The organism is Elongatibacter sediminis (assembly GCF_037892215.1).
Classification (GTDB): Bacteria; Pseudomonadota; Gammaproteobacteria; order Xanthomonadales; family SZUA-36; genus Elongatibacter; species Elongatibacter sediminis.
Window position 1 is genome coordinate 16,101 of sequence record NZ_JAZHOG010000018.1, and the last position, 25,168, is coordinate 41,268.

The following is a 25,168-nucleotide window of genomic DNA, read 5'->3' on the forward strand; positions in this document are numbered from 1 at the left end:
CTGGTCCGGCGGGTTCGACCGCCGGCGGATACTGCTGAGCTGATGACTTCAAATCTCAAGGAAAACGCGCTCAACTACCACCGGTATCCGCGGCCGGGGAAGATCAAGATCACGCCCACCAAGGCCCTGACCACGCAGCAGGATCTGGCGCTGGCTTACTCTCCGGGTGTGGCGGCGGCCAGCGAACTGATTCACGACGATCCCTCGACCGTGAGCGAAGTCACCGCGCGCGGCAATCTGGTTGCCGTCATCAGCAACGGCACGGCCGTGCTGGGCCTGGGTGATATCGGTCCCCTGGCGTCCAAGCCGGTCATGGAAGGCAAAGGGGTTCTGTTCAAGAAGTTTGCCGATATCGACGTCTTCGATCTGGAAATCGATGAGTCTGACCCGGACCGGCTGGTCGACATAATCGCCGCACTGGAACCGACCTTCGGCGGCGTTAATCTGGAGGACATCAAGGCACCGGAATGCTTCATCGTGGAATCCAAGCTCAAGGAGCGGCTGTCGATTCCGGTGTTCCACGATGATCAGCACGGTACCGCCATCATTACGGCCGCGGCGGTGCGCAACGCGCTGAAGATAACCGGCAAGTCCATTGACTCGGTTCGCCTGGTGGCTTCCGGCGCCGGTGCGGCGGGCATCGCCTGTCTCGATCTGCTGGTCGGTCTGGGCTTGAAGAAGGAAAACATCGTCGTCGTCGACCGCGAGGGCGTGATTTACGCGGGCCGCGAATCCTACATGGACGACCGCAAGGCGGGCTACGCCGCGGATACGGAATGGCGCACGCTCGAGGAGGCCATCGCCGGCGCGGATATTTTCCTGGGGGTGTCGGCGGGCGGTGTGCTCAGCCAGGACATGGTGGCCAGCATGGCGGACAGCCCGGTCATTCTCGCGCTGGCCAACCCGGACCCCGAGATTCTGCCCGAGCTCGCCCGCGAGGTCAGTCCTGACGCCATCATCGCCACCGGCCGTTCCGATTATCCGAACCAGGTCAACAACGTCCTGTGCTTCCCGTACATTTTTCGCGGAGCGCTGGATGTCGGTGCCAGCGGCATCAACGAGGCGATGAAGCTGGCCGCCGTCGAGGCCATCGCCGAACTGGCGCAGAAGGAGGTTCAGCAGGCCGGCGTGATGTCATACAGCATGGAGCAGTTGCAGTTCGGCCAGGATTACATCATTCCCAAACCGTTCGATCCGCGGCTGCTGGTACAGGTTGCGCCCGCCGTGGCGCGCGCGGCCATGGAAAGCGGCATGGCCACCCGGCCGTTGGAAGACCTGGACGCCTACCGGGAAAAACTCGAGCAGTTCGTTTACCGCACCGGCTTGTTGATGAAGCCGGTGTTCGACGCCGCCCGCGCAGAACCGAGGCGCGTTGCCTATGCCAATGGCGAAGAGCCGATCGTGCTTCGCGCGGTGCAAACGGTGGTGGACAACCGCATGGCCCGGCCCATCCTGATTGGCCGCCCCGCCGTTGTGGAGAGCCGTCTGGAAAAGCTCGGCATGCGCTTGCGTCCCGGCGAGGATTTCGAACTGGTCAATCCCGAGTCCGATCCACGATTCTGGGACTACTGGACCACCTATCACGCGATCATGGAGCGGCGCGGCGTCTCTCCGGATACCGCGAAAGCCATCGTTCGTACGCGTAACAGTGTCATCGCGGCCCTGATGGTGCATCGGGGTGAGGCCGACGCGATGATCACCGGCATCGTTGGACGCTACCGGGACAACCTGACCCACGTGCTGGACGTGATCGGCCTGCAACCCGGCATCCAGACCGCGGGTTCGCTGGGCGTGCTGAGCACGGACGAAGGCGCCTGTTTCGTCTGCGATACGCACGTCAATCCCGACCCCAGCGCGGAGCAGATCGCCGAGATCACCCTGATGGCGGCGGACAAGATTCGAATCTTCGGCATTCGCCCACGAGTCGCGCTGCTGTCGCACTCCGCATTTGGCAGCCACGAGGACAAGAGCGCCTCGAAGATGCGCCGCGCGCTGGAGTTGTTGCACGAGCAGGACCCCAACCTCGAGGCCGAAGGCGAAATGACGGCCGACATGGCATTGGATGAAACCTATCGCCGCCATGTATTCCCCAACAGCCGTCTGAGCGGACCCGCAAACCTGTTGGTGATGCCCAACCTGGATTCGGCACACATCGCGTTCAATTTTGCCCGGATGATCAGTAACGGCGTGACGGTCGGGCCGATCCTGCTCGGCGCGCGCCAGCCGGCGCATGTGCTGACGCCATCCGCATCGGCCAGGCGTCTCGTGAACATGACGGCACTGGCTGTTGTCGAAGCCCAATTAATGGAAAAACAAGCGATTGTCGGTTCGGCCGGCAAGGAGAAAGCAGGATGACCCGCGATAACGACAAGCTGCACACCGATACCGATCCCGTCGAAACACGGGAGTGGTTGGAGTCGATGCAGGCCGTCATCGCCCGTGAAGGGCCGGAGCGCGCGCATTTCCTGCTGGAACAGCTGGTCGACTACACGCGCCGGTCAGGTGGTTATCTGCCCTACGATGCGACCACGGCCTATATCAACACGATTCCGCCGCACCTGGAGGCGCGTTCTCCCGGGGATGCGGAGATGGAGCACCGCATCCGTTCGATCATCCGCTGGAACGCCATGGCCACGGTCGTGAGGGCCAGCAAACGCGGCGGGGAACTGGGCGGCCATATCGCCAGCTTTGCATCGGCGGCCACGCTTTATGATGTGGGGTTCAACCATTTCTTCCGCGGCCCGGATCATGAAGGCGGTGGCGACCTGGTCTACATGCAGGGACACAGTTCCCCGGGCATTTACGCCCGTTCGTATCTCGAGGGCCGCATCACCGAGGAGCAACTCGACCGTTTCCGCGAAGAAACGGGGGGCAACGGACTGAGTTCCTATCCCCATCCGTGGTTGATGCCGGATTACTGGCAGTTCCCGACCGTGTCGATGGGGCTGGGTCCCATCATGGCCATCTACCAGGCCCGTTTTCTCAAGTACCTGCACGATCGCGGCATCGCCGACACCTCCCAGCGCAAGGTGTGGTGTTTTCTCGGTGACGGGGAAACCGACGAACCCGAATCCCTGGGCGCGATTTCCCTTGCCGGGCGCGAGAAGCTCAACAACCTGATCTTCGTCATCAACTGCAACCTGCAGCGGCTGGACGGCCCGGTGCGCGGTAACGGCAAGATCATCCAGGAGCTCGAAGGCGTGTTCCGCGGCGCCGGCTGGAGCGTGCTCAAAGTCATCTGGGGTTCGTACTGGGATCCGCTGTTCGCCAGGGACAAGCACGGTCTGCTGCGCCAACGCATGGAAGAGGCGGTGGATGGCGAGTACCAGAATTACAAGGCCAAGGGCGGCGCCTACACGCGCGAGCATTTCTTCGGCAAGTATCCCGAACTCAGGGAAATGGTCGCCCACATGTCCAACGAGGACATCTGGCGGCTGAACCGTGGCGGACACGATCCGCACAAGATCTATGCGGCCTATCACAAGGCTACGGAGCCGCGCGAGCGGCCAGTGGTAATCCTGGCCAAAACGGTCAAGGGCTACGGCATGGGTGGCGCTGGCGAGGCGCAGAACATTACCCATCAGCAGAAAAAAATGGACGTGGATTCCATTCGCCAGTTCCGCGACCGGTTCAATGTGCCCATCGCTGACGACGAAATCGATGAGGTGCCGTACTTCCACCCGGGCGAGGACAGCGACGAGGTTCGCTACATCAAGGAGCGTCGTGAAGCCCTGGGCGGTCCAATACCGCAGCGCCGGCATGAGTACGAGGCCCTGCCGGTGCCGGAGCTCGATGCTTTCGCGACGGTGTTCAAGGACACCGGTGACCGAGAAATCAGCACCACGATGGCGTTTGTCCGCACCCTGGCCATCCTGTTGCGCGACAAGAAACTGGCGCCGCACCTGGTTCCCATCGTTGCCGACGAGGCACGCACCTTCGGCATGGAAGGCATGTTCCGGCAACTGGGTATCTATTCGTCGATCGGGCAGATCTACACGCCGGTCGATTCCGACCAGCTCATGTTCTACAAGGAAGACAAGAAGGGTCAGATTCTGCAGGAAGGCATCACCGAGGCGGGTGCCTTCTCGTCCTGGATCGCGGCCGCCACCAGTTACGCGACCAGTGGCGTGCCCATGGTGCCGTTCTTCATCTACTACTCGATGTTTGGTTTCCAGCGTGTCGGCGACCTGGCCTGGGCGGCCGGCGACATGCGCGCCAAGGGCTTTCTGATCGGCGGCACCGCGGGCCGCACCACCCTGAACGGCGAGGGCCTGCAGCATGAGGACGGCCACAGTCATCTGCTGGCCGGTGCGATTCCGAACTGTGTGTCCTATGACCCGACGTTCGCATACGAAGTCGCCGTCATCGTTCGCGATGGTCTGCGGCGGATGTACCAGGACAAGGAAGACGTCTACTACTACATCACCGTCATGAACGAAAACTACCCGCACCCGGCCAAACCCGAGGGCGTGGAGGACGGGATTTGCAAGGGTCTGTATCTGTTCCGCGAAGGTCCGGATGCCGGCAAGAAAGTTCAGCTCATGGGCTCGGGAACGATTCTGCGCGAAGTGATCGCGGCGGCCAGCATCCTCGAACAGGACTTCGGGGTCGCGTCCGACATCTGGAGCGCAACCAGTTTCACCGAGCTGCGGCGCGAAGGCCTGGACTGCGTACGGTTCAACCGGCTCAATCCCGAACAGGAGCCACGGGTGCCGTGGGTCACCGAATGCCTGACCGATCGCAAGGGCCCGGTCATCGCCGCCAGCGATTACGTGCGCGCATTCGCCGATCAGGTACGTGGATTCCTGCCGCAGCAGGACTACATTGTGCTGGGAACCGACGGTTTCGGGCGTTCCGACACGCGGGAGAATCTGCGTCGCTTCTTCGAAGTGGATCGTTTCCAGGTGGCCTATGCCGCCCTTTACGCCCTGTACCGCAAAGGACTGATCGGGCAGGGTGAATTGATCAGCGCACGCAGCAAACTGGGCATCGAACCCGACAAGACCAACCCGGCGCACGTCTGAGCGCGCCACGGAACGGATTGGAGCAGACAGTGGGCAAAACCATCGAAATCACGGTTCCGGACATCGGCGACTTCACGGACGTGCCGGTCATCGAGGTGCTGGTGTCCGAAGGCGACCGGGTCGAAGCTGAAGATTCGCTGATCACCCTGGAAAGCGACAAGGCGACCATGGAAGTGCCGGCGCCGCAGAGCGGCATCGTCCGTGACCTGAAGCTGAAAGTGGGTGACAGCGTCACGCAGGGGGATGTGGTGGCCCTGCTCGAGCCGGACAGTAAAGAGCCGGCCGCGGAGAGCGGGACGGATGCCGGTGCGGGCGAGAACGCGGGAGATGAGTCCTCCTCGCGCCCGGATGACACGCAGAAAGCGGCAGACACCGGGACCGATACGGATGAACCCGCGCAATCGGAGCCGAATAGCGATGAAGCGGATGCTGAAGCGTCCCCGGGTGCGTCCCCGGCCACGTCATCAAGTGCATCACGTGGCGAGGATCTGCCGGCAGAGCGCCGGCGCAGCGGCCTGGCCGCGGTGGACCCGTCTTCGGTCCCCTATGCAAGCCCGGCGGTGCGGGTCTTCGCGCGCGAACTGGGCGTGGACCTGCTGCAGGTGTCGGGCAGTGGCGACCGGGGCCGCATACTGAAGGAAGACGTATCCGGCCATGTGAAGTCGGTGATGTCTGCCGGCGAGGCCGCGGCATCCGCCGGTGCTGCGCAGGCAGGCGCGGCGCCCGGTTTCGCGGGCTTGAATCTGCCGCCGCCACCCCAGGTGGATTTCTCCCGTTTCGGGGAAACCCGCGAGGAGCCCCTGTCGCGCATCCGGCGTCTCTCAGCCGGGCATTTGCATCGCAACTGGGTATCCATTCCGCACGTCACCCAGCATGACGAAGCGGACATCACCGACATGGAGAGTTTCCGCAAGGACCATGTCGACGAGGCCCGGGAGCAGGGATTCAAGCTGACCCCGCTGGTCTTTCTGATCAAGGCCAGCGTCGCGGCCCTGAAGAAGTTTCCGCAGTTCAACGCCTCGCTGGCGGAAGACGGCGAAACGCTGATCCTCAAACAGTATTTCAATATCGGCATCGCGGTCGACACGCCCGACGGGCTGGTGGTTCCGGTGCTGCGCGAGTGCGAGCGCAAGGGCATCATGGAACTGGCCCGGGAACTGGGTGAACTCTCCGAACGCGCGCGCGAGCAGAAACTCAAGCCCCAGGACATCCAGGGGGGATGCTTTTCGATTTCCAGCCTGGGCGGTATCGGTGGCACGGCCTTCACTCCGATCATCAATGCACCGGAAGTCGCGATCCTGGGTGTTTCCCGTTCAAGCCTGAAGCCGGTCTGGAACGGTGATGCCTTTCAGCCGCGCCTGATGCTGCCCGTCTCACTGTCCTATGACCACCGGGTGATCGACGGTGCGGCCGCCGCCCGCTTCACCCGGTACCTGTGCAGCCGCCTCGAAGACCTGCGCCGGTTGACGCTTTGACCGGCACCGGCGGCATCCGATGACCGGTGCGGGCGATGCCCCGTCCGCGGGCCAGGGCCGCCGCCTGTACTGGGCGGCCATCGTGGCCATTCTGCTGGGCCTGACAGCGCTCTATCATGCGGTGATCCGGGGTCAGGGCGGCATGAGCCTCAGCGAGGACGAGCACGGGCGCGTCCTGGTCGTCCTGGAACGGCGGCGCGACAGCCATTTTTCGGCCGATGGCCAGATCAATGGGCACGATGTGCACTTCCTGGTCGACACCGGCGCCACCGATGTGGCGGTTTCCGAACGGCTGGCACGTTCCATCGGGCTCGAATTCGGCCCGCGGATCGGCATCATGACGGCGGCCGGGCCGGTCGGCGGCTGGGTCACGCGGCTGGACCGCGTGCAGTTCGGCGTGTTCACCCTGCGCGACGTGCGTGCCACCATTACCCCGGGGCTGGGTGAACAGGCCCTGTTGGGCATGAGTTTTTTGAAACATTTCAGCATCGTCCAGGAAGGCGATACGCTGGTCATTGCAGCGCCAGGAAGTTAGAGGTTTCCCAGCATGAGTCAGACCACCGAAGTCAAAGTGCCGGATATCGGCGATTTCACCAACATACCCGTGATCGAGGTGCTGATCAGCCCGGGCGACGAGGTCGCCGAGGAACAATCCCTGGTCACCCTGGAAAGCGACAAGGCGACCATGGAAGTTCCCGCTCCGGTGGCCGGCATCGTCCGGGAAGTCAAAGTCAGTGAGGGCTCCGCGGTTTCCGAGGGTGACGTGATCGCCGTCATCGAGTCCGAGGCGGAAGCAGTGGCGGAGTCTCCGGCCGGCGGGGAAGTGACGGCCGAATCCGGGGGGGAACAAACAGCCAGACCGGACGCGGGTGCGGCGGCAGACGAAGCGGCGGACGGCTCGTCCGGGGAAAACGATGCGGCTGCGGCCGGCACTGCCGCCACGGACGATGATGAAGCGCCATCCGGAGGCGGGCATGAATACGATGTGGTCGTGCTGGGCTCGGGCCCCGGTGGATACACCGCCGCCTTCCGCGCGGCCGATCTCGGGCTGAAAGTGGCCCTGGTTGAACGGTATCCCAGTCTGGGTGGTGTGTGTCTCAACGTCGGCTGCATTCCGTCCAAAGCGCTGTTGCATACCGCGGCGATTATCGACGAAGCGGCGGCAATGGCGGACCATGGTGTTCGGTTCGGCGATCCCGATATCGACCTCGAACGCCTGCGTGAATTCAAGGACGGTGTCGTCGGCAAGCTGACCGATGGCCTGGGCGGAATGGCCACCCGCCGGGGGGTGGAGGTTGTCCGGGGCACCGGCCGTTTCACCGGACCGAATGAGCTGACGGTGGGTGGCGGCGACGAAGAGCGGGTTCTGGACTTCGCGCATGCCATCATTGCCGCGGGCTCCCAGTCACTGGAACTGCCCGGGCTGCCGTGGGGTGATCCGCGCCTGATGGACTCGACCGCCGCGCTGGATCTGGAGGATATTCCGGGCCGCCTGCTGGTCATCGGGGGCGGCATCATCGGTCTGGAGATGGCGTGCGTTTACGCCGCGCTGGGCAGCAAAGTCACCGTGGTGGAGCTGACGCCGCAATTGATGCCCGGCGCCGACGCCGACCTGGTACGCCCGCTGCAGCAGCGCATCAAATCGCGCTATGAAAACATCTACCTCGAGACCCGCGTGACCGGTGTCGATATCGCCGATGATGCGCTGGTGGCCCGGTTCGAGGGCGAAAAAGCCCCGTCCTCGGCCGAGTTCGACCGCGTTCTGGTCGCCGTCGGCCGGGTGCCCAACGGCGGCAATATCGGCGCCGATGCGGCCGGGGTCGAGGTCGATGACAAGGGATTCATCGCAGTAGACAACCGCATGCGAACGAACGTGCCGCATATCTTCGCCATTGGCGACATCGTCGGTCAGCCGATGCTGGCCCACAAGGCCACCCACGAAGGCAAGGTCGCGGCGGAAGTCTGCGCCGGGCACAAGAGTGCCTTCGACGCGCGGGCGATACCGTCGGTGGCCTATACCGATCCCGAGGTGGCCTGGGTCGGCGTCACCGAAACCGAAGCCAAAGCCGGTGGCACGGCCTACGGTGTCGGGAAGTTTCCCTGGGCCGCCAGTGGGCGGGCGCTGGGAATCGGCCGGGGTGAAGGGTTCACCAAGTTGCTGTTCGACGAAGAAACGGGCCGTATCATCGGTGCGGGCATCGTCGGTCCGCACGCCGGAGACCTTGTTTCGGAATGCGCGCTGGCGATTGAAATGGGTTGCGAGGCGGCCGACATCGGCCTCACCATTCATCCTCACCCGACTTTGTCGGAAACCGTGGCGTTCGCGGCCGAGGTGTACGAGGGTACGGTGACCGACCTCTACATTCCGCGCAAAAAGTGAACGCCGGGAAGTAAACGACGGGAAATCGCACCCGCCGATCGCCAAACGCGCTCAGCTGCGGCGAAACCGGTACACCACGCGATCGGTGCGGCCGCGCACGGCCGGGTCGAACATGGGTTGGGCGTGATCGTCCGCGGCATTGCGCAACACCGTGCTCTCGGCCTCGAAGGTGAAGCAGCTGTCGGCCAGGTCGTCCTTGATGCGCTGCGGGTCGATACGGTGCAGGGTCTGTGCCGTTTCGCGCACATCGGCGCCGGCGTCGGCCACGTGATCGATGACGCCGAGTACCGCACCGGGCTTCAGCGCGCCACAGAGCGTGCGGGTCAGGGCCGGCTCGTCGATCGCCTCCCAGCCGTTTTCCGGGTCCACGTAGTAAAAGTCGTGCCAGGTCAGCACCACCAGCGCCAGGTCGAATGAATTCGGTGGCAGATCCAGTTCTCCGGCTTCGGCGACCAGCCGCTCCACGTTATCGAGCCGGTCACCCGCGTAGCGGGCTTGCAGTTCTTCGGCGACGTAGTCCACGTAAGCCTGGTTGTTATGTGCGGTCACGGATCCGTCCGGTCCCACCGCCCGGCTGAGGATTTCCGTGTAGTAACCCCCGCCGGAGAAAAGATCGAGAACGTTCATCCCGGCCTGCAGTCCGAAAAACCCCAGCACATCGGCCGGTCGCCGAAGCGGATCGCGCACGCGGTCGGTTTCCAGGCGTTCGGGGTGGGCCAGCGATTCGGCCAGGGTCAGATCCAGCGATGCGCCGCCATCGTCACTGCACGGTGAAATCAACAGCAAGGTCAGGAGCGCCTGTGTGCACGTCATCTTCATTCTCCCCGCGGTCCGGCCGCCAGAGCCGCAGTATAGTTCCGGTCGGCACCGTCAACGCCCGAACCCGGCGCGTGGGGCGATGGATGGAGCCGTGCCTGCGGTGAACCGGGGTGGTCGTGCACCCGAAGCGAATTGTCAATCCAGCAGGAACACGCAGGTCGTGGTGATGATGATGGCGCCGAGAACGTTCAGCGCCAGGCCGGCGTGAGCCATGTCGCTCACCTTGATCCGGCCGCTGCCGTAAACGATGGCGTTCGGCGCGGTCGCCACGGGAAGCATGAAGGCGCAGGTGGCGCTCAGCGCCGCCGGAACCATCAGCAGCATAGGGTTGATGTCGGTCGCCACCGCCGTCGCCGCAAGCAACGGCATCAGCAGGCTGGCCGTTGCGGTGTTGCTGGTCACTTCGGTGAGAAATGTCACGGACAGGCAAATGCCGAGGATGAGCAGCCAGGTCGGTAGCGCGACCAGTCCACTCAACTGGCCGGCCATGATCTCCGCCAGGCCGCTGCTGACGAACGCCGAGGCAATGCAGATGCCGCCGGCGAACAGGATCAAGACGCCCCAGGGAATCCGGCGGGCGGATTCCCAGCGCAGCAGACGGCCGCCTTCGCCGTTGGGCAACATGGCCATCAGGATGACTGCAATCATGGCCACCGAGGCGTCGTTGGCGGAAGGCAGCCCCAGCCAGCCGCTCCAGCCTCCGAACGGCGCCTGCCGTGTGATCCAGGCGAGGGCGGTGAGGCTGAACATCAGCAATACCCGTTTTTCGGCCGGGCGCCAGGCCCCGGTGTTGGGCAGCTGCACGGGCCGTTCGAGGCGGATTCCCCGTGTCAGCCACAGTCCGGCCAGCGGCACGAAAACAATGACGATGGGCAGGCCCAGCGACATCCACTCCAGGAAGTTGGGCGCACTGCCGAACTGGTCCATGTGGACCTGCATGAAGATCAGATTGGGCGGAGTGCCGATGGGGGTTCCCAGGCCCCCGATGCTGGCTGCGTAGGCGATTCCCAGCAACAGCGGAATCGCAATGCGCTTCTGCGCCTGCTCCAGCACGGCCAGCGCCACCGGAAGCAGCATCAGGGTGGTCGCCGTGTTCGATATCCACATGCTGAGCAGTGCCGCGGCAGCCATGAAACCGAGCACCAGCCCGCGAGCGCTGTCGCCGCCGAACAGGTTGACCATGTACAGCGCGATGCGCCGGTGCGCGCCCGAATCCGCCATGGCGGTGGACAGCATGAACCCACCCATCAGCAGCAGGATCAGCGGGCTGCCGAAGGCCTGGCCCACCTCGCTCGGTGTCAGCACGCCCAGTAGCGGAAACACCGCCAGTGGGATCAGCGACGTGAAAGGGATCGGGACGGGCTCGAATATCCACCATACGGCGCAAATCAGCGTGACGGCGGCGGTAATCGCCGTGTCGGCGGACCATCCCTGGCTGGTCAACCAGGCGAACAGAAGCAGGCTGGCGAGCGGGGCGCCGGCTAACAACCAGCGATTCATTGACGCAGATCACCCACGGAATCAATCACTTTCGTCTCCCTGTGCAATTACCGTACGTTATCGTATGATAAGAATGGTTCTACTGATTCGGGCTGTTCGCCCAGGGCTCCATCGACCCACCCGCGAATGCCCCAAAAATTCCCGGCACTCTAGCACAGGGCGGATCGATCTACCGCAAACGAGTCCGGAATCTCCGATCCGTATTCACGGGGAAATAATTGTATGAAAAAACGCCTTTCCTTCACGCTAATTCTGCTTCTGGTCGTACTGCAGGCCCAGGCGGCGCCTACCCAGCCCGCGCGCAACAAGGACGGCAGTATCGTCACCGAGGTATTGACGCCCGTGTTCGACGCCTCGGCCGGCCTGCTGCCGTTTCCGATCAACCTGCTGTTCACCGGCACCACCGACCTGACCCTGAACATTCCGGTGGCAGACCCCACCGATTTCGGCGATCCCGCCGTGGCCCTGAGCGCGATGGACGGTTTCAGCACCACGGAGGCCTGGACTGTCAACTTCGTCAAGAACCCCATCAGTTCGCTCAATACGTTCCGACCGACGGCCACCATCGACCCGGCATCGGTCGTGCCGGGTCAGTCCGTGCGAATGTTCGAGGTGAGTACCGTGTTCGGCACCATCGTCCAGGTCAGCGGTGTGGTGCGTGAACTGGAGCCGGGCGTGGAGTACACGGCCACCCTGGCGGCGCCAGACACGATCGCCATTCTTCCGCTGCTGCCCTTGAAGGAGCTGACCACCTACATGGCGGTTATCACCAACGATGTCCGGGACAGTGAAGGCAACGACGCCACTCCTGACCAGCAGTATTTCATCGGCAAGCGCCCGGATCCGCTGATCGATGCAAACGGCAACAGCACCACCCTGCTGCCGACCGCAAACGCACAGGCACTGGAGGGCCTGCGCCAGATTATCAACGCCCAGGAAGCCGCCGCCGCGGCCGCCGGAGTGAATCCGGACGACATCGTGGTGAGCTGGACGGCCCAGACCCAGTCCATCACGCCGGTGCTCAAGAACCTGCGCAGCGTTGCGCGTCCCGCGCCCACCACCGCTGCTCCCATGGGCATCGACACAGGCGCCGTCGGCGGCGCCGGAATCGCTGACCTGTACATGGGTGTGATCACCCTGCCTTATTACCTCGGCGTACCCAGCCAGCAGAACCCGGTCGCGCCACTCACTGAGTTCTGGCGGGCGGAGCCGGGCGCCTACGTGGCGCCTTTCGATGCGCTCGGGCTCGATCCGACCTCGACCCACGTGACCGTCGCCAACCCGTTCCCGGTGAAGACCAGCGATCAGACCGTGCCGCTGCTGATCAGCGTGCCCAACGCGGCCAGCGGCAGGAGCCGTCCGGCAGCCGGGTGGCCGGTGGTTATTTTCGGTCACGGCCTGGGTGGCAATCGGACCCAGATGCTGGCCATCGCCGACACACTGGCATCGGTGGGCTACGCGACCATCGCGATGGATGCTCCGCTGCACGGAGTGGTTCCGGCACTGGCGCCCACACTGGCACCGTTCTATGTCGGGAACACACCTTTCGCGGATGATGCGAACGAGCGGACGTTCGACGTGGACTACATCGACAACCTGACCGGTGCCCCGGGCCCCGACGGTGTCGCCGACCCGTCGGGAACGCACATCATCAATCTGGGCAGCATGCTGACCAGCCGCGATAACGGCCGGCAGGCACAGGCCGACCTGTCGGTACTGACGGTATCCATTCCGCACATCAGTATCGATGGCGATCCGATTCCGGATTTCGACGGATCCGACATCGCTTACGTATCCTTGTCGATGGGCTCGATCCTGGGCCAGCCTTTCGTAGCGGCGGAGCCGATGGTCGAGCGGGCTTTCCTGTCCGTACCGATGGGCGGAATCGCTCGCGGTCTGGAAGCATCACAGGCCTACGGCCCATTGATTCGGGCCGGTCTCGGATCGGTCGGCGTGTTCCCCGGTACTGCTGACTACCAGCAGTTTTTCACGCTGCTCCAGACCGTGATCGATTCGATGGACCCAATCAACTGGGCGATTGAATCGGGCACTTTCGAAAGCATCGTCCTGAACGAAGTGATCGGCGACACGGTGGTGCCGAACTTCGTGGCCACCGCGCCACTGTCCGGCACGGAGCCGCTGATTCGGGCGATGGGTCTGGAAGCGTATTCCTCGTCCCGCTCGGACCCGGCCGGCCTGTCCCTGGTCGGACGATTCCCGCCGCCGGCATCGCACGGTTCATTGCTGAGTCCGGCGAGCTCGCCCGAAGCGACCGCGGAAATGCAGGGCCAGGTGGCTTCCTTCGTATCCAGCAAGGGCACAACGGTGGTGGTGAACAATGCCGCGACCATGGTGTCGGAATAAGGGGGCCGAGACATGAAAACGAACCGCACCCGCATCCTCCCCGCCCGTGGAGACGAAAGCATCATGAACCGGAATCGCAGCGTTTCAGCTCCGATGGTGGCAGCCTGTGCCGCGGCCGTTCTGGGCTGGTCGGCACCAGCGGCTTACGCCATCGACATTTCGTCCGGTGAAATTACCGGCAGTTTCGACACGACCATCACCTACGGTGCGTCATGGCGAGCCAGCGACCTGGACGAGGACAACGTCGCCAAGGCCGTGTTCAATCCCACGGTCGGCTTCCTGCCCAATTCCGGGCAGCGCGCCGCGCTCGGGCGCTGGTCGAACAACGGTGACGACGGCAATCTGAATTACCCCGATTCGGGCGATCTGATTTCCAACACCATCAAGCTCACTTCAGAGCTGGATCTGCAGTACCGCAACTTTGGCGCTTTTGTTCGATTCAGTGCGTTTTACGACTTCGAAAACGAAGACCGTGACGTGCTGTCCGATATCGCCGAGGAAAAGGTCGGCAAGGACATTCGCCTGCTCGATGCCTACATCTGGGGTGACCATCTGTTCGGCGACAGCGCCGTGACCTGGCGCCTCGGGTCCCAGGTCGTGAGCTGGGGCGAATCCACCTTCATCCAGGGAGGAATCAACGTCATCAATCCGGTGGACGTGTCCAAGCTGCGCGTGGCCGGAGCCGAGCTCAAGGAAGCGTTCGAAGGCGTGAACATGATCTGGGCCAGCTTTGAGGTGACTCCGAACTTTTCCGTTGAGCCGCTGTACATCTTCGAATACCAGCAGGTCGATCCCGATCCGGCCGGCACCTATTTCTCGACCAACGACCTGGCGACTCCGGGCGGGGCCTATGCCATGCTGGGATTTGGCACGGTGCCGCAACCCGTGATCAATCCGGACCTGTATCACGATGTCTGCCTGTTCGGTAACTATGGCGGTTCGGACACCGGGTTGCCTCCTGATCTCGTGGCCGCCGGGTGTGCCTTGTCCTTTCCCCGGGTGGAAACGCGCTTCCCGTCGGAAAGCGGCCAATATGGTCTCGCGATGCGGTACTTCGCGGAGAACCTGAATTACACCGAGTTCGGTTTTTACTTCCTCAACTACCACAGCCGCCTTCCCCTGATCAGCGGCCGGTCGATTACGTCGACAGCACTGAGCAGCGGACAGTACTGGACCGAGTACCCCGAGGACATCCACCTGTGGGGTGCGAGCTTCAACACCACCATCGGCACCTGGTCGCTTTCCGGCGAGGTCAGCTACCGGCCCAATGCCCCGCTTCAGATCGACGACGTCGAGGTGCTGTTCGCCGGCCTGACGCCGCTGAACGTGCTGATTCCCGCCCCGGTCAACCGTTTCAAGAGCCAGTTGGGCGAATTCGGGCCGGGTGAGTTGATCCAGGGTTGGGACGAGCACAACATGTGGCAGGCCCAGACCACCACGACCCGGCTGTTCGGACCCGGAAATTTCCTCAAGGCCAATCAGATCGCATTCGTGGCGGAAGTGGGTTTCAACTACATTTCCGACCTCCCCGACAAGGATTACCTGCGATATAACGGGGACGGCACCGACACCGGCGGTGGGCCGGACTACCTGAGCGGCGATTTCCGCAATCCACAGACCGAAACGGACGGTTTCGCGGATGACTTCAGCTGGGGCTATCGCCTGCTGGTCCGGGCCGACTACAACAACGTGTTCGGCACCGCGTGGACGATGACGCCCTCGATCGGCTGGGCGCACGACGTCAGCGGCACCACGCCCGGGCCGGGCGGTTCATTCATCGACGGCCGCAAGCAACTCACTCTGGGCCTGGGTTTCAGCTACCTGCAGCAGTGGGGCTTCGACCTGAGTTACACGTCGTATTTTGGCGCCGGCCGCTACAACCTGCTCAAGGACCGGGATTTCATCGGTGCCAGCATTCGTTACTCATTCTGATCGCCGGAGGACTTCATGCGCATGATCACTACCAAATCCCTCGCCGTCTGCGTCGGCATTGTGCTGGCGACGGGCCAGGCCCTGGCCGGACCCAAGCCGGACGAAATCCATCGTCTGAGCGAGGATCTGACGCCAATGGGCTCCGAGCGCGCGGGCAATGCGGATGGCACGATTCCGGAGTGGACCGGTGGCATTTTGGAGCCGCCCGCGGGCTACAGTCCGGGCGACCACCATCCCGATCCGTTCGCGGATGACCAGCCTCTGTTCCGGATTGACGGCAGTAATTACCAGCAGTACGCGGACCAGCTCAGCGAAGGTCAGAAAGCCATGCTGGCGCAGTACGCCGACACGTATTACATGGATGTTTACCCTACCCGGCGATCCGTATCCTTTCCGCAACGGGTCTATGAGTACACGGCCCGCAACGGTGAGACCGCGAAGCTTGCCGCAGAAGGTGAGGGTGTGGTCGATGCCGCGGAAGGATTTCCTTTCCCGTTCCCGGAGAACGCCTATGAGTTGATGTGGAATCACAAACTCAAGTACAAGGGCATCGGCGGTGTTCGGTACAACAACCAGATCGCGCCGACCACGAACGGTGACTACTCGGTGACCGTCATCCGCGAGGAATTGCTCGGCCTGTACTACAAGGAAGGCGAGACCAGCGCGTCCATCGGCAACATCCTGCTGTATTTCTTCCAGGAAGTGGAATCACCGGCCCGGCTCGCGGGTAACATCCTGCTGGTGCACGAAACCCTCAACCAGGTCGAGCAGCCGCGCCAGGCCTGGATTTACAACCCCGGACAGCGCCGCGTGCGCCGGGCGCCGAACGTCGCCTACGACAACCCGGGCACCGCATCCGACGGTCTGCGTACCAATGACATGACCGATATGTTCAACGGCGCCATGGACCGCTTCGACTGGACAGTAGTCGGCAAGAAGGAAATGTACGTGCCGTACAACTCCTACAAGGCCCACGCCGAAGGCCTCGGCTACGATGATTTCGTGCGGCCCGGACACCTGAATCCCGAGCTGTTCCGGTATGAATTGCACCGGGTCTGGGTGATCGAGGCCAACCTCAAGGAAGGCATGCGTCACATCAACCCGCGGCGTACCTTCTACCTGGACGAGGACAGCTACCAGATCGTGCTGACCGATCATTACGACGCGCGTGGCCAACTGTGGCGTTCGTCGGAGGGGCACGCGATCAACTACTACGACGTGCCGACTTACTGGTCCACCATCGAGGCCCATTACGACCTGCAGTCCGGACGCTACGTCGCGCAGGGGTTCGACAATACCGGCCCGGTGAATACGTTCAATGTCGAGCTGAACCCGGGTCAGTTCACGCCGCAGGCGCTCAGAACCCGCGGCCGAAGATGAGGTCGTACGCAAGGCCGGCAATTGCCGGCCTTGTTGCCTGCGACGGCTTTGCCGTTGCATGATGGTTTCATGTGTCCCCCACCGCTGCGGATCTTCGCCATGATGCGGATTGAAGTGATCGTCTGCTGTTGCCTGCTGCTCACCGCGGCTGGCGCGCCGGGGCTGCTGCTGGCCCAGACCGAAGATTCCATTGAGGAAATCGAATACGCGGAGCACCTGCCGCTGGTCACACAGTCGCTGTTGCTCGACACGATCAAAGCGGGTGATCGATTGCTGGCGGTTGGTGAGCGCGGGCACATCGTCTGGTCCGATGACGACGGGGAAACCTGGCAACAGGCCGATGTCGTCCCCACCCGCTCTACTTTGACGACGCTGGAATCCAGCGGTGGCCGGTTGTGGGCGGCCGGCCACGATACGGTCATCCTCACCAGCAGCGACGGCGGGCGCAACTGGACCCGTCAGTTCTTCGATCCGGAGCGCTTCCAGCCGGTCATGGACCTGCATTTTTTCGATGAGCGGCACGGACTGGCCATCGGCGCCTACGGTTTGATGCTGGTTACCCGGGACGGCGGCGAGACCTGGGAGGACTGGGCCGTCAACGACGAGGACAGCTGGCACCTGAATTCAATTGTCGAACTCGGGGACGGCACCCTGTTGATTGCCGGCGAGGCAGGCTATTCGTACCGCAGCCACGATCAGGGGGAAACCTGGGAGGCGCTGGATCTGCCCTACCAGGGTTCAATGTTCCGCGCGCTGGAGATTGAAAAGGGCTGCGTGTTGTTCGCCGGTCTGCGCGGCCATGTGATGCGCTCCTGTGACGGCGGGGATACCTGGAGCGAAGCCGGCACCGGTCTGGAGGCCACCCTGATGGATGGCGTGCAGGCTGGGCGGCGCACCCTGCTGGTGGGTAATGGCGGCGTGATTATCGAACGGCTGGGCGCGAACGACTACCGTGCGGTCGCGCATCCCAGCGGGGTCGATTTCGCATCGGTGCTGAATCTCGGGGATGGACGTTTTCTGCTCACCGGTGAGGAAGGTTTCTACCGCTATCCGGTCGCAACAGACACCGGGGACGGATCATGAACGACACGACCCATACCCGTCTGCACAAGCTGGCGACCTTCCTGATCAATTACCGCTACGCGGTGGTCAGCCTGTTCGTTGTCGCTACGGTCTTCATGCTTTATTCCATGACCAGTCTGCGCATCGAGACGGGTTTCAAGAAGCAGTTGCCGCTCGAGCATGAGTACATGCAGACCTTCCTGAAATACGAGCAGGAGTTTGGCGGCGCCAATCGCATCCTGGTGGCGCTGATGGCGCGCGACGGCGACATGTTCGCGCCCGAGTTCTTCGAGCGATTCGAGGAAATCACCAACCAGGTTTTCTTCATTCCCGGTGTCGACCGCGCCAGCGTTCGCTCCATCTTCACGCCCAACGTGCGTTTCGTCGAGGTGGTCGAGGACGGTTTCGCGGGTGGCAATGTGATTCCTTCCGATTTCTCGCCTTCCCCCGAAATGTTCGAGCGCGTTCGCGGCAATATCGTCAAGTCGGGTGAGGTCGGCCGTCTCGTGGCCAATGACTTCAGCGGCGCCATGGTCTGGGCCAACCTGCTCGAGGAGGACCCGCAGACCGGGGAGCAGCTCGATTACCGTGAAGTCGCGAGCCAGTTGGAGCAGATACGGACCGATTACGAAGACGAGGCCTATTCGGTGCACGTCATCGGCTTCGCCAAGATCATCGGCGATATTTCGGATGGCGCGAAGTCCGTGGTCTGGTTTTTCAGCATCGCACTGGTCATCACCGCCATTCTCCTCTACCTGTATTCGCATTCGATCTGGCTGACCGTGCTGCCACTGGCGTGCTCCCTGATCGCCGTCATCTGGCAGTTGGGTTCCCTGAGCCTGCTGGGTTACAGCCTGGATCCGATGAACATCCTGACGCCGTTCCTGATTTTCGCCATCGGCGTCAGCCACGGCGTGCAGAAGATCAGCGCCTGGACCGTGGAGAAGGAGTTTTCCGGGCGTACCCCCGATGCCTGGGCGCAGGACGGCGTAACCGATGTCGATACGATTCCGCGCCGCTCGCCAATGCACGGTTCACGCGAAACCATGAAGAAGTTGCTGGCGCCGGGCATCATTGCCCTGGTGTCGGACACCATCGGTTTTCTGACCATCCTGTTCATCAACATCCGGATCATCCAGGAACTGGCCATAACGGCCAGCCTGGGTGTGGCCGTCATCATTCTGACCAACCTGTTGTTGCTGCCCGTGTTGCTGTCCTGGGTCCACCTGAGCAACGCCCATGAATATCGCGAACGGCTGCTGCGCAAGGCGCACGACCATTCCGCGTTCTGGATGTTCCTGACCAACATCACCCAGCCGCGGCGCGCCGCCATCGTCATCGGCATCAGCGTGCTGCTGTTCGTGGTGGGGTTCTGGCTGGCGCAGGACATGAAGATTGGCGACTCCGAGCCCGGCGTACCCGAACTGCGCCCCGATTCGCGCTACAACCAGGATGCCCTGCTGATTTCAGACGAGTTTTCGCTTGGCGTCGATGTCTTCACCGTCGTGGCGGAAACCATTCCGGACGCCTGCACCGAGAATTACGAGGTGATGGAGCGGATCGATCGATTCGCCTGGCACATGCGCAACGTGGAAGGCGTGCAGAAAGTGATTACCTTGCCGATGGTCGCGAAGGTGGTGAACGCCGGCTGGAACGAAGGCAACATCAACTGGCGGATACTGCCGCGGGACAATTACGTCATGCGGCAGGCTCTCAGCAGCATCGACACCGATACCGGGCTGCTCAACCGCGACTGCAGTTCGATGCCGGTGCTGGTGTTTACCACGGATCACCGGGCGGAAACGATTACGCGCGTGGTCGAGCGGGCCGAGGAAATGCAGGAAGAACTGAAGATCGGTGACGTGCCGTTCACCCTCGAAAAGGCTTCGCTGCACGCAAGTCAGGAAGATGGCGACGATGCGGCTCCCGAACCATTCCTGCAGTTTCGCCTGGCCACGGGCAATGTCGGCGTGATGGCCGCGACCAACGACGACATCAGCGCAGCCGAAAAACCCATGCTGATCCTGGTGTTCGCTTCGATCATCGTTTTGTGCATGATCACTTATCGTTCCTTCCTCGGAACGATATGCATCGTTTTGCCGCTGGTCGTGGTCTCGACACTGGCGGAAGCACTGATGGCCTTGTACGGCATCGGGCTGAAGGTGAACACCCTGCCGGTGGTCGCGCTGGGTGTCGGCATCGGCGTCGACTACGGTATTTACATGTACAACCGCCTCGCCCATCTGCTGGCCATCGGGCATCCGCTCCGGGAAGCCTATTACCGCACGCTTCGGCTGACCGGCCGGGCCGTGATCTTCACCGGCTTCACCCTCGCCGCCGGCGTGGGCACCTGGATCTTCTCGCCGCTGCAGTTCCAGGCCGACATGGGCATTCTGCTGGCCTTCATCTTCCTGGCCAACATGGTGGGCGCCATCATCGTGCTGCCCGCGCTGGTGCGCTGGCTGATCTACCGCAGCGGCGACGCTGAAACGACGGCGCGGCGCGCCGGGCGCTGAAATTCCCTGCGGGCCGGGTCCGCTGGCGGTGGGTTCATGTGCGTTTGCCGGTGCTCCGGGTGCCGAGGCTGGGAGGGTTGACCCGGTTTCCGACAGTGGCGAAACATAGGTAATCGAGGGCGAGTTCAGAGCCCACCCTGAGCGCAATGCGTCGGCGGGGCGTCAAAGTCGACGATTCAAGAGGTGTTGTGGACGTTTGAACAGGGCCCGCCTTCCAATCCTTGGAACCTGCTTTTCCTGCCCATAAATCCCACGCTTAAGCCGTTCCAATGGCTTTTTGATGCGAAAACGTTCTAATTTTCAGTGACATGTGTTGGCCCGACCCCGGGAATCTAACAAGTTGGCCCGACCCCGGGAATCCAGTGACATGTGTTGGCCCGACCCCGGGAATCCCTTGAAGGTCGTCCGCGCTAGATTCTGGCCACGCTGTAACGCGGATCGTCTTCGGCCACTTCTACCTCGACCAGGCTGCCGGCCGCGGTGATCAGTTTGCGGCATTCCGGGCTGAGGTGGCGCAGTCTCAAGCGCTTGCCGGCCTTGCGATAGCGCTCGGTGACGGCGTTGAGTGCTTCCAGGCTGGAGTAGTCGGCCACCCGGGCATCCTTGAAGTCGATGATCACCTCGTCCGGGTCGGTAAGGGGTGACATTCTTTGCGCAAATTCATGGACCGAACCGAAGTACAGCACACCCTGCAGATTGTAGATGCGGGTTCCCCGTTCCGTGTCCTGGGGGTTGAGCCGAACGTGTCGTGCGCTTTCCCAGGCGAATACCAGCGCTGAGACGATCACGCCGGCAAACACGGCCAGGGCCAGATTGTGCAGAATCACGGTGATCAGGGTCACCGTCAGTATCACCACGACTTCGGCCGCCGGTACCTTGCCGAGGGTGCGGAAAGTCGCCCATTCAAAGGTGCCGATGACGACCATGAACATCACCCCCACCAGGGCGGCGATGGGGATCTGCTCTATGACCGGTCCGCCGACCATGATCAGTACCGCCAAGGTGAGGGCGGCGACCACGCCCGAAACGCGTCCGCGCCCGCCGGATTTGATGTTGATCAGGCTCTGTCCGATCATCGCGCAGCCGCCCATCCCGCCGAACAGGCCGGAGAGGAAGTTGGCTCCGCCCTGGGCGAAACATTCACGATTGCCCTGGCCGCGGGTTTCCGTGAGATCGTCGATCAGCTGGAGCGTCATGAGCGACTCGATCAGGCCGACCAGGGCCACGGTCAGGGCGGTTCCGCCGATCAGCACGAAGGTGTCCCACGTCCAGACGATATCCGAAGGCCAGGCCAGCATGGGAAAGGCGCCGGTCAGTTTGGCGCTACCGGTTCCCTCGTAGAGCACATCGCCGATGGTCTTGGTGTCGATCACGTTGAAATGGCTCATGAGCCCGACGGCGATGATGGCGACCAGGATGGACGGAATCGCGCGAGTGATTCGCGGAAAAAACTGGATGATGGCCATGGTCAGCATTGCCAATCCACCCATGACCCATAGTGCATTGCCGGGTAACCAGGCACCCTCCGCCGTTTTGAATGAATCAAATTGGGCCAGCAGAATCAGTATGGCCAGACCGTTCACAAAGCCCATCATGACGGGGTAGGGCACCAGCCGGATAAAGCGGCCCAGTTTGAACAGGCCCACCAACCCCTGGATCAGGCCGGCCAGCATCACGGTGGCGAACAGGTACTGCATGCCGAGATCGTCGATGCCGGCTTCCGCGCCGGCGGTGTTGCCCATCTCAACCGCCTTGGCCACCACAACGGCAATCGCGCCGGTAGCGCCCGAAATCATGCCCGGCCGGCCGCCAAAGGTCGAGGTGACGAAGCCCAGGAATACCGCCGACCACAGTCCCACCAGCGGGTCCACCCCGGCGATGAACGAAAAGGCAATGGCTTCCGGAACCAGTGCGAGTGCCACGGTGAAGCCGGACAGGGTGTCGTCCCGCCAGTTACCGTTCTTCTTGACGAACAGATTGAATAGCATGCTGAGTTTTTTCTTGGGCAATGACCCGCCGCGGCCGGGCGCTCAGGCGCGACCAAAGCAGTGTCTTTGCGGAAAATGAACAGTGAAACGTGCGGGCGGGTCAGGCGAACCCGTAGTCCGGTTCACCGCAGAAGCCGCCTGGCAGACTTCCCGAAGCGCGCGATTCTATCCGCTATCGGTGCGCGGAACCACCCACCAGCGGAAATCCCGCAGGCCAAGCGACGGGAGCGATTGGCCACTGCCCGTGCCTGATTTCCGCCCGTCGCTGCCAGTGGGCAGTCAAAGCCGGCGCAGGGACTACCGGATCCAGGCCAGCAGGTGATCGAAGTCGCTGGTGTCCGAGTCGAACCGTCCCATCAGGAACGCATGGGCGGGACCCGCTTCGACATCGAGTTGCCAGCCGTTCAGGCGGAGAAAAACATCCGTCGCGAAGAATGCGACGCGTTTGTTGGCATCGACGCACGGGTGGTTGATCGGCAGGGATTCGTCAAGCCGAAGCGACCCGGGACTCACCTGCGAGCCCATACGAAAAAGGGGCCGGATACACACTAAAGAAGATGTATCCGGCCCCTTTTCGGTGGGGCTGCGGCGGAGCGGAATTTTCCGCTCCGCCGGTGATGGGTGATTCAGGCCGCCAGCGCTTTCTCGGCGATCTGCCGGAACTCCTGGTCGGTGACGAGGCGCTCGTTGCGCACGCCCAGGGCCTTGACCTCGGCCAGGATGGCCGGGACCTGGTCGTCCGGGATGTCGATGCCGAGTTCCTTCGCTTTCAGACGGATGCTGTCCAGACCGCTCTTCTTGCCCAGCACGATGCGGCGCTCGGCGGCGACGATGTCGGCCGAATAGGGCTCGATGGCCTCTGGGCTGTGGAACTGGCTGGCCACGGCGCCGCTCTCGCGGGTGAACAGGTTCTCGCCGACCACCGGCTTCCAGCCGTCGACGGTGTAGCCGCCGGCCTTCGCCACCACCCGGGAGGCCTCGCGGGCCTTGGCCAGATTCATTTCCACCGGCACCTTGTACAGGCAGGACAGCGCGAGTGCGACCTCGCAGATGTCGGCGTTGCCGGCCCGCTCGCCCATGCCGTTGACGGTGCCCTGGATCCAGGTCGCACCACCGCGCACCGCGGCGATGGCCGAGGCGGTGGCGAGACCGAAGTCGTTGTGGCCGTGCCAGTGAATCGGGATGTCCTGGCCGACGTGGGTGGCGATGTCGCGCACCATGCGCTCGACGGCCTCGGGGGCCATCGCGCCGATGGTGTCGACCACCGAGATTTCCTCGGCGCCCTGTTCCAGTGCGTGTGCGTAGACGTCTTTCAGAAAGGCCTGGTCGGAGCGGGTCGCGTCGACGGCGAAGAAGTTGACCCGCATGTCGTTGTCACGGGCGTGCCGCACCGCGTTGCCGACTTTCTCCATAACGCTTTCGCGGGTGAAACCGTAGGCCTTCATCTTCGATTCGCTGGTCGAAATCTCGATCAGCACCTGCTGGGTGCCGAGTTCGACGTGGGCGTCGAGGTCGGCGATCACGCAACGCGAGAAGCCCCAGATCTCGGCGTTCAGACCGGCGTCCATGATGCGGCGCACGGCCTCGGTGTCCTCGGCGGACACGCGCGGAAAGCCGGATTCGATGCGGCCAACGCCGAGTTCGTCCAGTTTGCGGGCGATTTCGAACTTGTTGTCCGGATTCAGCACCACGCCGATGGCCTGTTCGCCGTCGCGCAGGGTGGTGTCGTAGAAACGCACGGTGCGGCTGCGGTCGAAACCGCCCTGTACCGCTTCGTCGTCGTTCAGCGGGCTGATCCAGATCTGGTCGTCACGGATGGTTGTGGTGCTCATGTCAGGCTCCTTTCGGACCGGCGTTGGTGTACCAGTCGTAGATTTCTTCGGCGGTGGCGAACCACACGTCATCGTGACCGAGGATGTAGTCCAGGGTTTCCTCGAAGTACTTGATGCGGTGTGGCTGGCCGGTGATATAGGGGTGGACGCTCATCGACATCGCCCGCGGCTGGGTGGCGCCGTCCTGGTAGAGGCGGTCGAACTGGTCCCTGGCGCGTTTCAACCACGCGTCCGATTCGTGCTGGTGCACGACCATCATCGGCAGGTCGCTGACCTCCATGCTGTACGGCATGGCCACAATGGGCCCGTGGTCGGTTTTCATCGTTACCGGGTGCTCGTCCATCGGCCAGTCGCAGACGTATTGGAACCCGGCCTCGGCCAGATGTTCCAGGGTGTCCAGCGTTTCGTGCAGGCCCGGGCCCAGCCAGCCCTTGGGGGCGGTTCCGGTGTAATCGCTCAGGACTTTGAAGGAGTCCTGGATGACCTGGCGCTGGTTTTCGACGATGTGGATGGCGGCCTGGTGGTAGCTGTGGCCGATGAAGGCCCAGCCGGCTTCGCGCATCGCGCGGGCCACCGGTTCGCCGGCTCCCAGGCAGACGCGTGCGTTGATCGCGGCGCTGGCTTTGAGATTGCGTTGCGCCAGCGCGTCCATCAGGCGCCAGATGCCTACCCGCATGCCGTACTCGTGCCACGACCAGTTGGGAACATTGGGCACGGTGACGACGCCGGCGGGCGAGGAAAGGTATTCGCGGGCCACCGGTTTCTCGATGTCCCATTCCTCCACGCTGGCCACCAGGTAAACGGCCACGCGGGCGCCGTTGGGCAGATCCCAGCGCGGACGCTCGTTGATGGCGGAGAATTCGAAGCGTTCTTCGGGTCGCATGCTCATCCCTTGC

The 25,168-nt window shown here is 62.9% G+C and carries 16 protein-coding genes; 10 read left to right on the forward strand and 6 right to left on the reverse strand.

The features are described from left to right. The first annotated feature begins 42 nt into the window (after positions 1-42). Genes V3330_RS19130 through lpdA form a run of 5 tightly spaced genes read left to right on the forward strand, consistent with a single transcriptional unit; the run spans position 43 to position 8,879 of the window. Complete coding sequence (locus V3330_RS19130) at positions 43-2,355, forward strand: NADP-dependent malic enzyme (protein ID WP_354697068.1); 2,313 nt, start codon at positions 43-45, stop codon at positions 2,353-2,355. Next, positions 2,352-5,024, forward strand: coding sequence for a pyruvate dehydrogenase (acetyl-transferring), homodimeric type (gene aceE / locus V3330_RS19135; RefSeq protein ID WP_354697069.1), 2,673 nt, complete (start codon positions 2,352-2,354; stop codon positions 5,022-5,024). Before V3330_RS19130 ends, aceE begins: the two co-directional genes overlap by 4 nt. Positions 5,025-5,053: 29 nt before the next feature. Then, complete coding sequence (locus V3330_RS19140) at positions 5,054-6,499, forward strand: dihydrolipoyllysine-residue acetyltransferase (protein ID WP_354697070.1); 1,446 nt, start codon at positions 5,054-5,056, stop codon at positions 6,497-6,499. Between the two features lie 19 nt (positions 6,500-6,518). Further along, on the forward strand, positions 6,519-7,034 hold the full coding sequence (locus V3330_RS19145; RefSeq protein WP_354697071.1) for a retropepsin-like aspartic protease family protein: 516 nt from the start codon (positions 6,519-6,521) through the stop codon (positions 7,032-7,034). Positions 7,035-7,046: 12 nt separating this feature from the next. Continuing rightward, a complete protein-coding gene (gene lpdA / locus V3330_RS19150) occupies positions 7,047-8,879 on the forward strand; it encodes a dihydrolipoyl dehydrogenase (protein ID WP_354697072.1) in 1,833 nt (610 codons plus the stop codon). 51 nt (positions 8,880-8,930) lie between these two features. Here the strand turns inward: lpdA and V3330_RS19155 are convergent, their stop codons facing one another. Together V3330_RS19155 and V3330_RS19160 are read right to left on the reverse strand one after the other, a co-directional pair. Continuing rightward, entirely contained in the window at positions 8,931-9,692 is a 762-nt protein-coding gene (locus tag V3330_RS19155) for a class I SAM-dependent methyltransferase (protein WP_354697073.1), read from the reverse strand. 141 nt (positions 9,693-9,833) lie between these two features. Continuing rightward, a complete protein-coding gene (locus V3330_RS19160) occupies positions 9,834-11,198 on the reverse strand; it encodes an SLC13 family permease (protein WP_354697074.1) in 1,365 nt (454 codons plus the stop codon). A 222-nt stretch (positions 11,199-11,420) separates the two neighbouring features. Between V3330_RS19160 and V3330_RS19165 the strand changes: the two genes are divergently transcribed. The 5 genes from V3330_RS19165 to V3330_RS19185 all read left to right on the forward strand — a co-directional run bounded on the left by V3330_RS19165 (position 11,421) and on the right by V3330_RS19185 (position 20,452). After that, on the forward strand, positions 11,421-13,562 hold the full coding sequence (locus V3330_RS19165; RefSeq protein ID WP_354697075.1) for an alpha/beta hydrolase: 2,142 nt from the start codon (positions 11,421-11,423) through the stop codon (positions 13,560-13,562). A gap of 12 nt (positions 13,563-13,574) precedes the next feature. Further along, complete coding sequence (locus V3330_RS19170; RefSeq protein WP_354697076.1) at positions 13,575-15,494, forward strand: DUF1302 domain-containing protein; 1,920 nt, start codon at positions 13,575-13,577, stop codon at positions 15,492-15,494. Positions 15,495-15,509: 15 nt separating this feature from the next. Continuing rightward, positions 15,510-16,874: a DUF1329 domain-containing protein gene (locus V3330_RS19175; RefSeq protein ID WP_354697077.1), complete on the forward strand. Its 1,365-nt coding sequence runs from the start codon at positions 15,510-15,512 to the stop codon at positions 16,872-16,874. 99 nt (positions 16,875-16,973) lie between these two features. Continuing rightward, positions 16,974-17,957: a WD40/YVTN/BNR-like repeat-containing protein gene (locus tag V3330_RS19180; RefSeq protein WP_354697078.1), complete on the forward strand. Its 984-nt coding sequence runs from the start codon at positions 16,974-16,976 to the stop codon at positions 17,955-17,957. Beyond that, complete coding sequence (locus V3330_RS19185; RefSeq protein ID WP_354697079.1) at positions 17,954-20,452, forward strand: efflux RND transporter permease subunit; 2,499 nt, start codon at positions 17,954-17,956, stop codon at positions 20,450-20,452. Before V3330_RS19180 ends, V3330_RS19185 begins: the two co-directional genes overlap by 4 nt. A gap of 410 nt (positions 20,453-20,862) precedes the next feature. On the opposite strand, the gene V3330_RS19190 is transcribed toward V3330_RS19185, so the two are convergent. From V3330_RS19190 to V3330_RS19205, 4 genes are all read right to left on the reverse strand, one after another. After that, positions 20,863-22,440 carry a SulP family inorganic anion transporter gene (locus V3330_RS19190; protein ID WP_354697080.1) on the reverse strand — a complete coding sequence of 526 codons (1,578 nt, stop codon included), beginning with the start codon at positions 22,438-22,440 and terminating at the stop codon, positions 20,863-20,865. 297 nt (positions 22,441-22,737) lie between these two features. Continuing rightward, positions 22,738-22,953, reverse strand: a complete 216-nt coding sequence (locus tag V3330_RS19195) for a hypothetical protein (RefSeq protein WP_354697081.1) — start codon at positions 22,951-22,953, stop codon at positions 22,738-22,740. A gap of 113 nt (positions 22,954-23,066) precedes the next feature. Further along, complete coding sequence (locus V3330_RS19200; protein WP_354697082.1) at positions 23,067-24,272, reverse strand: LeuA family protein; 1,206 nt, start codon at positions 24,270-24,272, stop codon at positions 23,067-23,069. Between the two features lies 1 nt (position 24,273). Beyond that, positions 24,274-25,161, reverse strand: coding sequence for a polysaccharide deacetylase family protein (locus V3330_RS19205; RefSeq protein WP_354697083.1), 888 nt, complete (start codon positions 25,159-25,161; stop codon positions 24,274-24,276). Between the last annotated feature and the right edge of the window lie 7 nt (positions 25,162-25,168).